The sequence below is a fragment of the Streptomyces sp. NPDC050508 genome (assembly GCF_040655155.1).
GTDB lineage: Bacteria > Actinomycetota > Actinomycetes > Streptomycetales > Streptomycetaceae > Streptomyces.
The window spans coordinates 102,060-116,872 of record NZ_JBFAJJ010000006.1 but is presented as its reverse complement, the minus strand read 5'-3'; the positions used below and the strand labels follow the sequence as shown (position 1 = coordinate 116,872).

The 14,813-nt window shown below is 68.8% G+C and carries 12 protein-coding genes and 1 pseudogene; 9 read left to right on the top strand and 4 right to left on the bottom strand.

Annotated features, from left to right (window positions below; translation table 11 throughout):
- Positions 1–67 precede the first annotated feature (67 nt).
- Together AB0I69_RS18760 and AB0I69_RS18755 are read right to left on the bottom strand one after the other, a co-directional pair.
- Positions 68–772 (bottom strand): glycerophosphodiester phosphodiesterase, encoded by a 705-nt coding sequence (locus tag AB0I69_RS18760; protein ID WP_363096746.1) that lies wholly within the window; start codon positions 770–772, stop codon positions 68–70.
- 36 nt (positions 773–808) lie between these two features.
- A pseudogene (locus tag AB0I69_RS18755) lies at positions 809–1,935 on the bottom strand (adenosine deaminase).
- A 374-nt stretch (positions 1,936–2,309) separates the two neighbouring features.
- On the opposite strand from AB0I69_RS18755, the gene AB0I69_RS18750 reads away from it, so the two are divergent.
- Positions 2,310–3,092 carry a DUF4190 domain-containing protein gene (locus AB0I69_RS18750; protein ID WP_363096745.1) on the top strand — a complete coding sequence of 261 codons (783 nt, stop codon included), beginning with the start codon at positions 2,310–2,312 and terminating at the stop codon, positions 3,090–3,092.
- A 161-nt stretch (positions 3,093–3,253) separates the two neighbouring features.
- Here the strand turns inward: AB0I69_RS18750 and AB0I69_RS18745 are convergent, their stop codons facing one another.
- On the bottom strand, positions 3,254–3,859 hold the full coding sequence (locus AB0I69_RS18745) for an NADAR family protein (protein WP_363096744.1): 606 nt from the start codon (positions 3,857–3,859) through the stop codon (positions 3,254–3,256).
- Positions 3,860–4,070: 211 nt separating this feature from the next.
- Here AB0I69_RS18745 and AB0I69_RS18740 point away from each other — a divergent pair, with 211 nt between their 5' ends.
- From AB0I69_RS18740 to AB0I69_RS18705, 8 genes are all read left to right on the top strand, one after another.
- On the top strand, positions 4,071–5,609 hold the full coding sequence (locus tag AB0I69_RS18740) for a gamma-aminobutyraldehyde dehydrogenase (protein ID WP_363096743.1): 1,539 nt from the start codon (positions 4,071–4,073) through the stop codon (positions 5,607–5,609).
- Positions 5,610–5,724: 115 nt separating this feature from the next.
- Complete coding sequence (locus AB0I69_RS18735; protein ID WP_363096742.1) at positions 5,725–6,969, top strand: extracellular solute-binding protein; 1,245 nt, start codon at positions 5,725–5,727, stop codon at positions 6,967–6,969.
- 79 nt (positions 6,970–7,048) lie between these two features.
- A complete protein-coding gene (locus AB0I69_RS18730) occupies positions 7,049–8,203 on the top strand; it encodes an ABC transporter ATP-binding protein (protein ID WP_363096741.1) in 1,155 nt (384 codons plus the stop codon).
- Positions 8,200–9,132, top strand: coding sequence for an ABC transporter permease (locus AB0I69_RS18725; protein ID WP_363096740.1), 933 nt, complete (start codon positions 8,200–8,202; stop codon positions 9,130–9,132). The genes AB0I69_RS18730 and AB0I69_RS18725 overlap by 4 nt, the downstream gene beginning before the upstream one ends.
- On the top strand, positions 9,132–9,938 hold the full coding sequence (locus AB0I69_RS18720; RefSeq protein ID WP_363096739.1) for an ABC transporter permease: 807 nt from the start codon (positions 9,132–9,134) through the stop codon (positions 9,936–9,938). The genes AB0I69_RS18725 and AB0I69_RS18720 overlap by 1 nt, the downstream gene beginning before the upstream one ends.
- Positions 9,939–9,976: 38 nt before the next feature.
- Entirely contained in the window at positions 9,977–11,377 is a 1,401-nt protein-coding gene (locus AB0I69_RS18715; protein ID WP_363096738.1) for an FAD-dependent oxidoreductase, read from the top strand.
- 130 nt (positions 11,378–11,507) lie between these two features.
- Positions 11,508–11,963, top strand: a complete 456-nt coding sequence (locus tag AB0I69_RS18710) for a hypothetical protein (RefSeq protein ID WP_363096737.1) — start codon at positions 11,508–11,510, stop codon at positions 11,961–11,963.
- Positions 11,964–12,079: 116 nt separating this feature from the next.
- Positions 12,080–13,879: a glycoside hydrolase family 18 protein gene (locus AB0I69_RS18705; RefSeq protein ID WP_363096736.1), complete on the top strand. Its 1,800-nt coding sequence runs from the start codon at positions 12,080–12,082 to the stop codon at positions 13,877–13,879.
- Here the strand turns inward: AB0I69_RS18705 and AB0I69_RS18700 are convergent.
- Entirely contained in the window at positions 13,867–14,676 is an 810-nt protein-coding gene (locus AB0I69_RS18700; protein ID WP_363096735.1) for a phosphatase PAP2 family protein, read from the bottom strand. The two genes, AB0I69_RS18705 and AB0I69_RS18700, sit on opposite strands and share 13 nt — an antisense overlap.
- Positions 14,677–14,813: the final 137 nt, after the last annotated feature.

Here is a 14,813-nt window from a genome sequence, read left to right as displayed (position 1 = left end):
AGGACGAAGGAACTCCCGCGAACTCCCCTTCGGAGGAAAGGCGAAGGCACGACTCTGCTCGCAACCCTCAGTTCGCAGGCCCCTGTTGGCGGTCCGCAGGCAGGGCGCACAGCACGTCGACGCGATTGGTGGTGATCGAGTCGACGCCCATGTCGAGGAGGCGGCGCATCGAGCGGCGGGTGTCCGGGGTCCACACCGACACCAGATAACCGTCCCGGTGGATGTGCGCGGTGAGGTCCCGGTCCATCAGCGTGAAGCGGTAGTTGAGCCAGCGCGGCCGTACCGCGTCGAGCAGCGTGGGCCGCGGTGGTGCGAGCGAGGTCCAGGTCATGGCGATCTCGGCGGCGGGGTCGGCGGCGCGCACCGCGAGCATCACGTCGGCGCCCGCGCAGTAGTACACCCGGTCCTCCGCCCCGCACTCGCGGATCACGTCCACGATCCGACGCACCGCCCGCGGGTCGGCGGCGCCGGGCAGGTCGACCATGACCCGGCCGCCCTCGGTCGCGGCCAGCGCCTCCACCAGCGTCGGCACCCCACCGTCCGTGAGCCCGCGCACCTCGTCCGCCGACAGCGACTTGAGCGGCCGGTCCAGTTCCCACAGCCGCTTCAGTGTCTCGTCGTGCAGCAGCACGGGCACGCCGTCACGGGTCAGCCGTACGTCGATCTCGACGGCGTCCGCGCCCTGTTCGAGCGCGGAACGCAGCGAGTCGGTGGTGTTCTCACGGACGCGGTAGGGGTCGCCGCGATGGCCCACGGCGGTCACGTTCTGCATGAGCCCATTGTGCTGGGGGACAGGGAGTTACGGGTATCAGGGTGCGAGCCACGCCGAGGTGTACGTGTCGATCTCGTCGTTGATACGGGCCTTGCCGGCGGCATCCAGGAAGGAGGCTGTCACGGCGTTCTTCGCGAGGTCGGCGACACCGCGTTCGTCGAGGTCGAGGAGGCGGGCGGCGACCGCGTACTCGTTGTTGAGGTCGGTGCCGAACATCGGCGGGTCGTCGGAGTTGATCGTGACGAGGACCCCGGCGCCGACGAACTCCTTGATGGGGTGCTCGTCCAGCGTGCGGACCACGCGGGTGGCGATGTTGGAGGTCGGGCAGACCTCCAGCGCGATGCCGTGCTCCGCGAGATGGGCGAGCAGCTTGGGGTCCTGGGCGGAACTGGTGCCGTGCCCGATGCGCTCGGCGCGCAGGTCGTTCAGGGCGTCCCAGACCGTCTCGGGGCCGGTCGCCTCACCGGCGTGCGGCACGGAGTGCAGGCCGGCGGCGATGGCCTGGTCGAAGTACGGCTTGAACTGCGGCCGGGGCACCCCGATCTCGGGCCCGCCGAGCCCGAACGACACCAGCCCCTCGGGCCGCAGCCGGTCGTCGGTGGCGAGCCGCACGGTCTCCTCGGCGGATACGAGTCCGGCCTCACCGGGAATGTCGAAGCACCACCGCAGTACGGTCCCGAACTCCGCCTCGGCCGCCTTGCGGGCGTCCTCGATCGCGTCCATGAAGGCCCGCGCGTCGATCCCGCGCCGGGTCGACGAGTACGGCGTGATGGTCAACTCGGCGTACCGCACCTGCTGCCGGGCCATGTCCCGGGCGACTTCGTACGTCAGCAGCCGTACGTCCTCCGGCGTGCGGATCAGATCCACGACGGACAGGTACACGTCGATGAAGTGCGCGAAGTCCGTGAAGCTGAAGTAGTCGACCAGGGCCTCGGGGTCGGTGGGCACCTTGGAGTCGGAGTGCCGGGCGGCCAGCTCCGAGACGATCCGCGGGGAGGCGGAGCCGACATGGTGGACATGCAGCTCGGCCTTGGGCAGCCCGGCGATGAAGGCATGCAGGTCGCGGGCCTGACCGGCGGCGGGTGCGGCGCTGTGGTCGGACAAGGTTCCTCCCCGGAACGGCGTCCCGTGCCATGCCGGCGGGACGCGGGTGATCGGCTGATCGATGACTCCGGATCATCGTAGGCCGGGACGGGTGGGGGCGGTCTGGGGAGGGGTGGGGTGGTCGGTGGTGTCCGGCGGGACCTGTAGTTCTGCGGGCGATATCGAGCGGACCGCAGCTGGTGCCTGCGGCAGCGCCGTCGTCCCTGATCCGTGCTGGTGCTGGTGCCCCCAAGCCGTGCCCGGTGCCGGTGCCCGTGGCCGGAGCTGGAGCCCGTGTCCGTTCCAGTCGGGACAAGTGGTGCGGGCGGTACCAGTCGACGGTGCCCGCGGCATGCGTGCCGTAGGCGTCATCGAAGGGCAGCCCATGTGGCGGAGTGGGCAGGTGGACGCTTTAGCATGGTCGGTCGGACGATCGACCGAGGGGGACGGGGCCGTGGGGGACCAGACACAGCCGGACGGCAGTGCGGGAGCAGCGGATCGCGACCCGTGGGCGCCGCCGGAGAGCAGGACGTCCCTGGAGAAGGGGGCCGAGCCGCCCGCGCCCGGGCAGTGGGTTTCTCCGCAGGACCAGCCACCCGCCCCCGCACCGCAGCCGTACCCACAGGACCAGCCACCCGTGGCCCAGCAGCCTCCGTCGCAGTCGCAGTCGGTGCACAACCAGGCCACCGTGACATCCATGCCGGCCGACGGCTTCACCCCGCCCGGCCCCGCCGCACCCGGCACTCCGCCCGGCGCCCCCGGCTACGGTCCGCCCGGCACACCCCCCGGCCTCCCCAGCTACGGCGCTCCCCCTTACGGCGCCCCGAACGCACCCGGCGGATACGGCTACCCCGCCTACCCGCAGGGCTACGGCTGGCCCGGCATGCCGATGGCCCCGCAGAACAACATGGGCACCGCGGCGATGGTGCTGGGCATCCTGTCCTGCTGTCTCTTCTGCTTCTACGGCATCGTCTCCCTCGTCCTCGGTGTCACCGCGGTGATCCTCGGCGTCAAGGGCAAGAAGCGGGCCGACCAGGGTCAGGCCACGAACCGCGGTCAGGCCCAGGCGGGTCTGGTCACGGGCATCATCGGCACCGTCCTGGGCATCGCCACGATCGTCGCGCTGATCGTGGGCATCGCCTTCGCCTTCCAGCACCGGAACGACGACACCACGGACTCCGACCCGGTCTACAACTCGGCCCCCAGCCTGTCGGCACCGCTCCTGCCACAGGGCTGACCCCCGCTCACCCCTGCGGCTCCGCCACCCACCCCCTAAGCGGGCCGGGCGATGTCTACCGCAGATCACCAGCGCCCCAAAGGGGCGCGGGGAACTGCGCGACCAGCCACGACGCTGCCGCAGCCGTTAGACGACACCTCCCGGCACTTCAAGCGGAGCGCTCAGCGCAACCGCTCCCGCGCCTCCATCAACGCGAACCCCAGCAGATTCGGCCCCCGCCAGCGCTCGGGATCCTCCGCCGCCGGATCATCCGCAGTCAGACCGATACCCCACACCCGGTCAACGGGACTCGCCTCCACCAACACCCGCTCACCGGTACCCAGCAGAAAGTCCCGCAGCTCCACATCCGCACCGACACCCCCACCCGCCGCGAACTTGTGGACGCTCCCCTCGACGACGATCCCGAACCGCTCCCGCGCCCAGATCTCCTCGTCGAAGCCCCGCACCAGCCGCCCCGCCTTCTTGGCCTGAGACGGATGCCCCGCCGCCAGCACCCGCGCGAGCGCCTCCGTGTCGCCGAACAGCCGTGCCTTGCCCGCCATCATCCAGTGCTCGGCGGTCGCATACGTCACCCCGGCCACGGAAAACGGCGACGGCCACCACTGGCTCAGACAGCTCGCGCTCACGCGACCGTCCGGGCGTGGCCGGTGGCCCCAGAAGTGCAGGTACTTGACCCTGGTCCCCGCGCGCACTTCCCTGATCAGGGCTTCCTGTGAACCGATCTTTCGCGCGACCTCTCCCGCGAGCTTCCCCGTGATCTTTTCCATGCACGCGAGTCTTGCAGGCACCACTGACACTCCGTCCCCCCTTTTCCATACGGACTCGACACCTGGTCGACAGATTCCGTCGCGTAACCAAAAGGCAACAACGGAATCACTTGTTGGAGTCCCTTTGCTCTGTCAGGATCGGCATTCAAATCGAGCTGGAGCTACGCCACCCGCCAGCGGACGAAGCGGGGCGAAGGCGGAGGAGAGCGACATGCACAACCCGGGCAGCGTCACCCCGGAACGATTCCCCGCACAGGAGTACTTCGCGGACGGTGCGCAGTTCATCGCGGGCCGCCTGACCAAGGGCACCTCGGGCCGTACCCATGCCGTCGTCGACCCGGCCACCGGCGAGGACGTGTACACGTACGAGCTGGCCGGCACGGCGGACGTGGACGCGGCCGTGGCCGCCGCCCGCGCCGCCTTCCCGGGCTGGTCGGGCGCCACGCCCGGCGAGCGCTCCGACGCACTGCACCGCTTCGCCGCCGTGCTCGCCGAGCGCGCGGACGATTTCGCCCGCGCCGAGTCCCTCCAGTGCGGCAAGCCCCTCAAGCTGACCCGCGAGTTCGACGTCCCGGGGACCATCGACAACACGGCTTTCTTCGCCGGCGCCGCACGGCATCTGCAGGGGCAGTCCGCCGGTGAGTACTCCGGCGACCACACGTCGTACGTACGCCGTGAACCCATCGGTGTCGTCGGCTCCATCGCGCCCTGGAACTATCCCCTCCAGATGGCCGCCTGGAAGATCCTCCCGGCGATCGCCGCGGGCAACACGATCGTGCTGAAGCCCGCCGAGCTGACCCCGCTCACCTCGTTGATGTTCGCGCAGGCCGCCACCGAGGCCGGTATCCCGGACGGTGTCATCAACATCATCACCGGCACGGGGAAGGAAGCCGGTGAGCATCTTGTCGGGCATCCCGACGTGGCCATGACCTCCTTCACCGGGTCCACCGCCGTCGGCAAGCGCGTCGCCGAGATCGCGACCGCCACCGTCAAGCGCATCCACCTGGAGCTCGGCGGCAAGGCACCCTTCGTGGTCTTCGACGACGCCGATCTCGAAGCCGCCGTCAACGGCGCCGTCGCCGGGTCGCTCATCAACACCGGGCAGGACTGCACGGCCGCCACGCGCGCGTACGTGCAGCGGCCCCTCTACGACGCGTTCGTCCAGAAGACGGCCGCCCTCATGGCGAGCGTCCGGGTCGGCGATCCCTTCGCCCCGGGCACCGACCTCGGGCCGCTGATCTCGCACGTCCAGCGAGACCGCGTCGCCGCCTTCGTCGACCGGGCGCGTGGCTACGCGCGCGTGGTGACCGGCGGCGAGGCTCCTCAGGGAGATCTCAAGAACGGGGCCTACTATCGGCCCACGCTGGTCGCGGACGCCGCCCAGGACAGCGAGATCGTGCAGTCGGAGCTCTTCGGTCCTGTTCTCGTAGTGCTCCCCTTCGACAGCGACGACGAAGGCATCGCGCTCGCCAACGACACCCCGTACGGCCTCGCGGCGTCTGCGTGGAGCCGGGACGTGTACCGGGCCAATCGCGCGACCCGCGAGATCAAGGCCGGTTGTGTGTGGATCAACGACCACATCCCGATCATCAGCGAGATGCCCCACGGCGGATACAAGGCGTCCGGCTTCGGCAAGGACATGTCCGCCTACTCGTTCGAGGAGTACACGCAGATCAAGCACGTCATGTTCGACAACACCGCGGTCGCCCGGAAGGACTGGCACCGCACGATCTTCGGGGACCGACCGTAGCCGCCGCCCGGCGGTAGCCGGACATCAACACAGTCGGCTATCGCCGGGTGTGAACCGGCCGCACGACCCGCGGCCACCCGCCCAGTCTCCCTTGAGTCAGAGAAAGGCCGGATCGGTGACCGACTCCAGCTCGTTCGACCCCGCGCGCTTCATCAACCGCACCCGCCTCGCCTCCACCGCCGCCGCCCTGAGCCGTCGGCAGCTGCTGCGCGGCGCGGTCGCCGGGGGCCTCGCCGTGTCCGGTGCCGCCGCCCTGTCGGGCTGCGGAGTGCCGGGAGCCGCCTCCGCCAGTGACAAGGTGAAGGTCGGCCGGGCCGGCCGGGACTACTCGGACACCGAGAAGAAGCTGGTCTGGGCGAACTGGCCCGCGTACATCGACGTGGACGACAAGGACCCGAACAAGCGGCCCACCCTCGACGCCTTCGAGAAGCAGACCGGCATCTCGGTCAAGTACCTGGAGGTCGTCAACGACAACAACGACTGGTACACCAAGATCGACCCGTCACTGGTCAAGGGCGTCGACACCGGCTACGACCTCATGGTTGTCAGCGACTACATGCTCCCCAAGTACCGCAAGTACAACTACATCCAGAAGCTCGACCTGGCGAACATCCCCAACCACAAGAACATGCTCCCGGACGTCCTGCGCTCCAGCGAGGACCCGGGCCGCCTCTTCTCCGTGCCGTGGGCGTACGGCTACACGACCATCGCGTACAACAGCAACCTGGTGAAGAAGCCGATCACCTCGTGGGCCGACCTGTTCACGCGCTCCGACCTCAAGGGCAAGGTGGCGATGTTCTCCGAGATGGAGGACACCATCGGCGCCGCGCTGCTCGCGATCGGCCACAACCCCTCGAAGTTCACCGAGGCGCAGTTCAACGAAGCCCTGGACTACGTGCGGAAGGCCAAGAACACCGGCCAGTTCCGGTCCTTCACCGGCAACGACTACCTGAGCGACTTCCAGCAGGGCAACACCGCCGTCACCATGGCCTACTCGGGCGACGTGGCCCAGCTCGGCAAGAAGAACCTGGTCACCGTGGACCTGCCGCGGGAGGGCCTGGTCGCCTGGTCGGACAACCTCGTCATCCCCAACTACGCGCGGCACAAGAAGAACGCCGAGCTGTTGATCAACTACTACCTCCAGCCCACCGTGGCCGCCACCCTCGACGACTGGATCGAGTACGTCCCCAGCGTCAGCGGCGCCGTCGACGAACTGAAGAAGATCGACCCGGACGCCGTCGAGATCCCCCTGATCGTCCCCACCGACGCGATGCGCAAGAAGTCGTACGGCTTCATGTCCCTCGAACTCTCCCGACTGGACGACTACGTCAGCCGGTTCCAGCAGGTCACGGGTCAGTAGCACGCACCGTACGGACCACGCGCCGTACGGACCACCACAGCGCATCAGCGACGAGAAGCACAGCGAAGGAGAGGCTCGGATGAGCACCCAAGACGTGGCCGGCCGCAGCGAGGGCGGGGACCTCCGCCTGGCCGGTCTGACCAAGCGGTTCGGATCCTTCACCGCGGTCGACAACCTCGAACTCACCATCCCCCAGGGCTCCTTCTTCGCTCTGCTCGGTGCCTCCGGCTGCGGGAAGACCACCACCCTGCGGATGGTCTCCGGCCTGGAGGCGCCCAGCGCGGGGAAGATCTTCCTCGGCGACGAGGACGTCACCGGCCGCAGGCCCTACCGGCGCCCGGTCAACACCGTCTTCCAGAACTACGCACTCTTCCCGCACCTCGACATCTTCGAGAACGTCGCCTTCGGCCTGCGCCGGCGTGGCGTCAAGGACGTGAAGAAGCAGGTCGAGTCGATGCTCGACCTCGTCGAACTCGGCCACCTCGCGCGCCGCAAACCCACCCAGCTCTCCGGCGGCCAGCAGCAGCGCATCGCGCTGGCCCGCGCCCTCATCAACGAGCCCCAGGTGCTGCTCCTGGACGAGCCGCTCGGCGCCCTCGACCTCAAACTGCGCCGCCAGATGCAGATCGAGCTCAAGCGCATCCAGCTGGAGGTCGGCCTGACGTTCGTGCACGTCACCCACGACCAGGAGGAGGCCATGACCATGGCCGACACCATCGCGGTGATGAACCAGGGCCGCATCGAGCAGATGGGCAGCCCCGAGGAGCTGTACGAGAACCCCGGCACCACGTTCGTCGCCAACTTCCTCGGCCAGTCCAACCTGATCCCCGGCACGATCGCCGGGACCAGCGGCGACACGGTCGAGGTGACGGCGCACGGCCAGAAGCTCACGGTCCTCGCCAGCCGATGTCGGCCGACCTCCGGCCCGGTCATCCTCGGTGTGCGCCCCGAGAAGGTGCAGATCGTCGTGGCCGAGGCGGACGTCCCCGAGGGTGCCAACCGGCTCACGGGCGGTGTGGTCATCGACGCTTCGTTCATCGGCGTGTCCACGCAGTACCTGGTCAAGCTGCCGTCCGGCGAGGAGATCTCCGTCTTCGAGCAGAACACCGGCCGCGAGATCCAGCGCCCCGGCACCGAGGTCGTCGTCCACTGGGACCCCAGCCAGGGCTTCGGCCTCGACGGCACCCAGGACATCGAGGCGGGCGCCGACGTGGACGAGGAGAGCGCCGCATGACCACGACCCTGAGCGCGCCACCCGCCGCGCCCCCGTCGAAAGGCGGCCCGGACCGGCCCGACCGCCGCGCCACCCTCACGCCCTGGCTGCTCCTGCTGCCCGGACTGCTCTGGCTGGTCGCCTTCTTCCTCGTGCCGATCCTCACCTCGGTCGGCGCCTCCGTGCAGACCGGCAGCGCCGACGAGGGCTACAAGCTCACCTGGCACTGGGGCAACTACGCGAGCGCCATCTCGGACTACCTGCCGCAGTACGGCCACTCGCTGCTGTACTCGGTGCTCTGCACGATCCTCTGCCTGGCCCTCGGTTACCCGGTGGCGTACTTCATCGCCTTCAAGGGCGGCAGGTGGAAGACCCTGCTGATGGCACTGGTGATCGTGCCGTCCTTCACGAGCTTCCTGATCCGTACGATCGCCTGGAAGACGATCCTGGCCGACAACGGGCCGGTCACCAGCACCCTCAGGGACCTGCACGTCCTCAAGGTGACGTCGTCCCTCGGCTGGACGGTCGGCGACCACGTCCTGGCCAGCCCGGCCGCCGTGGTGTGCGGGATGGTCTACAACTTCCTGCCGTTCATGATCCTCCCGCTGTACACCTCGCTGGAGAAGATCGACCCGCGTCTGCACGAGGCCGGCAGCGACCTGTACTGCAGCCCGTACACCACCTGGCGGCGCGTCACCCTGCCGCTGTCCATGCCCGGCGTGGTCGGCGGCACCCTGCTCACCTTCATCCCGGCGGTCGGTGACTACATCAACGCCCAGCTCCTGGGCAACCCCAACACCGGCGTCGTCGGCCAGAAGATCGAGAACCTCTTCCTGCGGCAGTCCTCGGGCTACCCGGTCGGCTCCGCGATCTCCGTGGTCCTCATGGTCGGCACGCTGATCCTGGTGATGATCTACATCCGCAAGGCCGGTACGGAGGACCTGATCTGATGACGAGAACCCTCACCTGGATCCGCGAGCACCTCCTGGCGGCCGTGACCGTCCTGGTCTTCGTCTTCATGCTCGCGCCCAACGCGATCATCCTGTGGATGTCGTTCAACAAGCCGGTCGGCAGGTTCAACTACACCTGGGAGCAGTTCTCCCTCGACGCGTGGAAGAACCCCTGCGCCAGCAACGACATGTGCCAGAGCCTGAGCCTGTCGGTGGAGATCGGCCTCGTCGCCACCGTGGTCTCCACGATCCTCGGCACGATGATCGCGTTCGCGATGGTCCGGCACCGCTTCCGCGCCCGCTCCGGCATCAACGGCCTGCTGTTCCTGCCGATGGCGGCCCCCGAAGTGGTCATGGGCGCCACCCTGACCGCGCTGTTCTTCAACACCATCGGCCCCGGCTCGCTCGGCTTCTGGACCATCACCATCGCGCACATCATGTTCTGCCTCAGCTATGTGGTGGTGACGGTGAAGTCCCGGCTCGCGGGCATGGACCCGACGCTGGAGCGCGCCGCGCAGGACCTCTACGCGACTCCGACGCAGACCTTCATGAAGGTCACCCTGCCGCTCGTCGCCCCGGGCATCGCCGCCGCCGCCCTGCTGTCCTTCGCCCTCTCGGTGGACGACTACATCATCACCGCGTTCACCGCGGGGCAGCGGGAGACCTTCCCCATGTACATCTGGGGCTCCGTACAGCGCGCCTATCCCGCGCAGATCGACGTGATCGGTTCGATGATGCTGCTGGTGACCATGGCGGTCATCGCACTCTCGCAGGTTCTCGGCCGAGCCCGTACAGCACGCCGCTGAACCCAGCGGAAACGCCGTATCCGAAAGACGTGATAGCGATGAATCCAGCCCGCTCGCTCGCCGACGTGCAGCCGGTGTCCTTCTGGCTGGACGACCCCGGCAAGCCCCACCCCGAGCCCGCGCTCACCGGCGCCGAGACCTGCGATCTGCTGGTCGTCGGCGGCGGTTACAGCGGACTGTGGACCGCGCTCATCGCCAAGGAGCGTGAGCCGGAGAGGGACGTGGTGCTGGTGGAGGGCCGCGAGGTGGGCTGGGCCGCCTCGGGCCGCAACGGCGGTTTCTGCGCCGCCTCGCTCACCCACGGGCTGTCCAACGGCCTCACCCGCTGGCCCGACGAGATCCGCAAACTGGAGGAGCTGGGCGCCCGCAACCTCGACGAGATCGAGAGCGCGGTCGCCCGCTACTCCCTGGACTGCGAGTTCGAGCGCACCGGTGAGATCGACGTCGCCACCGCACCGCACCAGGCCGAGGAACTCCACGACTGGTACGTCGAGTTGGAGAGCAAGGGCCTCGCCGACGGCACCGAGTTCCTGGACGCGGAAGCGGTCCGTGAACAGGTCGACTCGCCGACCTTCCTGGCCGGCCTGTACGACAGCCGGGGCGTCGCGATGCTCAACCCGGCAAAGCTGGCCTGGGGGTTGAAGCGCGCCTGCCTCCAACTCGGCGTCCGCGTCTACGAACACACCCCCGCCCTCGCCCTCAAACCGCACGGCGCCGGCATGGCCGTACGCACCCCCTACGGCTCGGTAAGCGCCCGCCGGGTCGCACTCGGCACCAACATCTTCCCGAACCTGGTCAAGCGGGTGCGCTCGTACACCGTCCCGGTCTACGACTACGCACTGATGACCGAACCGCTCTCCGCCGACCAGCTGGCGTCGATCGGCTGGAAGAACCGCCAGGGCCTGGGCGATTCGGCGAACCAGTTCCACTACTTCCGCCTCTCCGCCGACAACCGCATCCTGTGGGGCGGTTACGACGCGATCTACCCGTACGGCGGCCGGGTGCGCGCCGAGTACGACGACCGGCCGGAGACGTACGCCAAGCTCGCCGAGCACTTCTTCACCTGCTTCCCGCAGCTGGAGGGCCTCAACTTCTCGCACGCGTGGGGCGGCGCGATCGACACCTGTTCGCGCTTCTCGGCGTTCTTCGGCACCGCCCACCAGGGCAAGGTCGCGTACGCGGCGGGCTTCACCGGACTCGGTGTCGGCGCGACCCGCTTCGGCGCGGACGTGATGCTGGACCTGCTCGCGGGGGAGCGCACCGAGCGCACGGAACTGGAGATGGTCCGCAAGAAGCCGCTGCCCTTCCCGCCCGAACCCTTCGCCTGGACCGGCATCGCGCTCACCAAGTGGTCGCTGGCCCGCGCGGACGACCACGGCGGCCGGCGCAACCTGTGGCTGAAGACGATGGACAAGCTGGGCCTCGGCTTCGACAGCTGAGCCCCACCTCATGGGCGGGGTGTGATCTGGATCACTTCATCGGGGTGCCGGAACCCGCGTAATGCCGGCCGGAGACCTCCCTCTCTCCTGTGACGCGACCAGCGTCGACATGAGAAAGGGAGGTCTCCTCATGACTGGGGCGAAGACGGCCGTCGAGTGGCTCGCATCCGTAGCTCCGGATCCGGAGGCCTGCCGCTGGGAATGGGAGCGCAACCCCCTCGGGGTTGCGCTGCTGCCCGCCGGCAAGGCCTGGGACGTACTCATCCTGCCGGGTGAGCTCGGCTATCCCACGCTCGATGTGCTCACCCGGGTCATCGATCAACTGGGCCCGGTACTCGTCGACTTCGGCGACGCACGGATGGGTTTCCTGGTACCGCCCGGCACCGCCGCCCGCTGGCTCGGCACCGGGATCCGCTCGGCCGGACTCGGCACCTGGATCGTCGTGCCGTACCCCGGCCGGTCGACCGGCGGAGTCCGCTGGCTGGTACCGCCGGACGGCTCCGGCACGCTCACCGATCCCGCACTCCTCGAACTCGCCATGCACGAGGCGGCGGCGGGGCTGGCCACGGAAGGGGAGGACGGGTAGCCGACAGAAGTCCCGACATGCGAGGCTCCGGGTATCGGAGGTCTTGACAAGCGAATTGGTCTGGACCAAATTGGGCGCGCTCCACCCCTCCAAATCCCCCATGCCCGGAGGCACTTGTGGACCGCTCCAGACCTGTACTTGCCGTGTTCGCGACCGTGGCCCTGGCCGTGTCCGGCATCACCGCGCTCTCGTCGGCCGCCCGTGCGGCCGACGCGGACCTGGCGAAGAACGGAGGCTTCGAGTCCGGCCTCGACAGCTGGTCCTGTACCGCGAACAGCGGTACGACGGTCAAGTCGCCCGTGCACGGCGGCAGTTCGGCGTTGCAGGCGACCCCGGTCGGCAACGACTACGCCCAGTGCGCGCAGACGGTGACCGTGAAACCGGACTCCACCTACTCGCTCGCCGGTTACGTCCGTGGCAGCTACGTCTACCTCGGCGCGAGCGGCACCGGCACCACCGACGTCTCCACGTGGACCCAATCGGCCCCCGACTGGCAGCAGTTGACGACGAGCTTCCGCACCGGCCCGTCCACCACGAAGGTCACGATCTACACGCACGGCTGGTACGCCACCGGCGCCTACTACGCCGACGACATCTCCCTCACCGGCCCGGCAGTCGACGTGGGCCAACCGCCAAGCACCCCGACAGGCCTGGCCGTAGGCACCGTGACGTCGTCCTCCGTCGCGCTCTCCTGGTCCGCCGTCACCGGCGCGACGAGCTACGCGGTCTACCGTGACGGGGTGAAAGTCCAGACGGCGAGCGGCACTTCGGCCACCGTGAGCGGCCTGTCGGCGGCGACGGCGTACAGCTTCCAGGTCACCGCGGTGAACGACGCGGGCGAGTCCGCGAAGTCGACGGCGGTCACCGCGACGACCTCCACCGGCTCGGGCCCCACCTCCGGCCTGCCGACCCACGCCCTCGTCGGCTACCTCCACGCGAGCTTCGCCAACGGCTCCGGCTACACGCGCCTGGCCGACGTCCCCGACAGCTGGGACGTCATCGACCTGGCCTTCGGCGAGCCGACTTCCGCCACTTCGGGCGACATCCGCTTCAACCGCTGCCCGGTCAGCGAGTGCGCGAACGTCGAGAGCGACGCCGACTTCAAGGCGGCCGTCAAGGCCAAGCAGGCGGCGGGCAAGAAGGTCCTCATCTCCATCGGCGGCGCCAACGGCCAGGTCCAACTGACCACGACGGCAGCCAGGGACACCTTCGTCTCCTCGGTCTCCAACATCATCGACACCTACGGCCTCGACGGCCTCGACATCGACTTCGAGGGCCACTCCCTCTCGCTCGACGCGAGCGACACGAACTTCAAGAGCCCCACAACTCCCGTGGTGGTCAACCTGATCGCGGCCCTGAAGACCCTGAAGGCCAAGTACGGCGCGAAGTTCGTGCTGAGCATGGCGCCCGAGACGTTCTTCGTGCAGATGGGCTACCAGTTCTACGGCACCGGCAAGTTCGGCGGCCAGGACCCGAGGTGCGGCGCGTATCTGCCTGTCATCTACGCCCTGCGCGACGACCTCACCCTGCTCCACGTCCAGGACTACAACTCGGGCCCGATCATGGGCCTCGACAACCAGTACCACACCATGGGCGGCGCCGACTTCCACATCGCGATGACGGACATGCTGCTCACGGGCTTCCCGGTCGCGGGCGACACCACCAACATGTTCCCGGCCCTGCGCCCCGACCAGATCGCCATCGGCATGCCGGCGTCGGTCAACGCGGGCAACGGCTACGTCGCCCCCGCCGAGGTCACCAAGACCCTGGACTGCCTGACGAAGAAGGTGAGTTGCGGCTCGTACACGACCCACGGGACCTGGCCCGCCCTGCGCGGACTGATGACCTGGTCGATCAACTGGGACCGGTACTCGAACTGGGAGTTCCAGAAGACCTTCGACGGCTACTTCGGCTGAGGGTCGTTTCGAAAGCGGCCGAGGAAGAGCCGCAGTGAAGTGAGCAGCACGGTCCCGAGGCACCAACTGGCCACGACGTCCAGTGGCCAGTGGTAGCCCCGGCGGACCAGCCCGAAGCTGACGCCGGCCACGAGCAGCGCGCAGAGGATGACGGCTCCGCGGCGGGCGTACGACGTCCGGAGCCGAGGGAGGAGAACCAGGGTCGCGGAGCCGTACGCGATCATCGCGGTGGCCGTGTGGCCGGAGGGGTAGTAGCCGGTGCCGGGCGGGACCGCCGGGGTGCCGCCGCGGGCGATCAGTTCCTTCAGGGGGACGACGATCGCCGGTACGAGGGCCATCAGCACGGCCGCCGCGAGGGGTGGCAGCCACCAGCGGTCGATACCTGTGGCACGGCCGCGCCAGGCGACGTAGACGAGAGCTACGACGAGAACCGGGACCGCGACCTGGATGTTGCCGAGGTCGGCGAGGAGTTCGGAGGCCCGGTCCGGGTGGACGAGCGCGCGGCTGAGGCGGGTGTCCAGGCGGCGGAGGGGGCCGTCGGCTGTGATCTGCCAGGTGATCAGCGCGAAGAGCAGCGCGGGAAGGGCGGGAAGCAGCCAGAAAAAGGAGGTCGGCCGACCTGGAGCAGGGGGGGTAGCTCCAGGCCGGCCGTCCGGATCGGATGGCCGGCCGCCCCGGGGGGTTTGGGGCGGGCGACTGTCCGATCGGTGAGGAGATTCGGAGCCAGAGGCTCCTGTTGTGTGCGCGAGGGCACGACCAGGTCGAAGCTGGGGAGGCCCCGGCCTGAAATCGCCCACAGTCCCCTGTGGGCGGGGTGTATCTCTCATCTGGAAAGAACCTACGGCAGTGACACGAGGGAAGACAGGCGGAATCGGGTCCCGTCATGCACCCCGCACACCTTCTTCACACGGCCTGACGCCCGCCGCCCCGGCCC

Excerpts from the sequence above, each read along its gene's own strand:
- AB0I69_RS18730 (WP_363096741.1), top strand. The coding sequence starts at position 7,049 with ATGAGCACCCAAGACGTGGCCGGCCGCAGCGAGGGCGGGGACCTCCGC.
- AB0I69_RS18725 (WP_363096740.1), top strand. The coding sequence starts at position 8,200 with ATGACCACGACCCTGAGCGCGCCACCCGCCGCGCCCCCGTCGAAAGGC.
- AB0I69_RS18740 (WP_363096743.1), top strand. The coding sequence starts at position 4,071 with ATGCACAACCCGGGCAGCGTCACCCCGGAACGATTCCCCGCACAGGAG.
- AB0I69_RS18710 (WP_363096737.1), top strand. The coding sequence starts at position 11,508 with ATGACTGGGGCGAAGACGGCCGTCGAGTGGCTCGCATCCGTAGCTCCG.
- AB0I69_RS18745 (WP_363096744.1), bottom strand. The coding sequence starts at position 3,859 with ATGGAAAAGATCACGGGGAAGCTCGCGGGAGAGGTCGCGCGAAAGATC.
- AB0I69_RS18720 (WP_363096739.1), top strand. The coding sequence starts at position 9,132 with ATGACGAGAACCCTCACCTGGATCCGCGAGCACCTCCTGGCGGCCGTG.
- AB0I69_RS18760 (WP_363096746.1), bottom strand. The coding sequence starts at position 772 with ATGCAGAACGTGACCGCCGTGGGCCATCGCGGCGACCCCTACCGCGTC.
- AB0I69_RS18715 (WP_363096738.1), top strand. The coding sequence starts at position 9,977 with ATGAATCCAGCCCGCTCGCTCGCCGACGTGCAGCCGGTGTCCTTCTGG.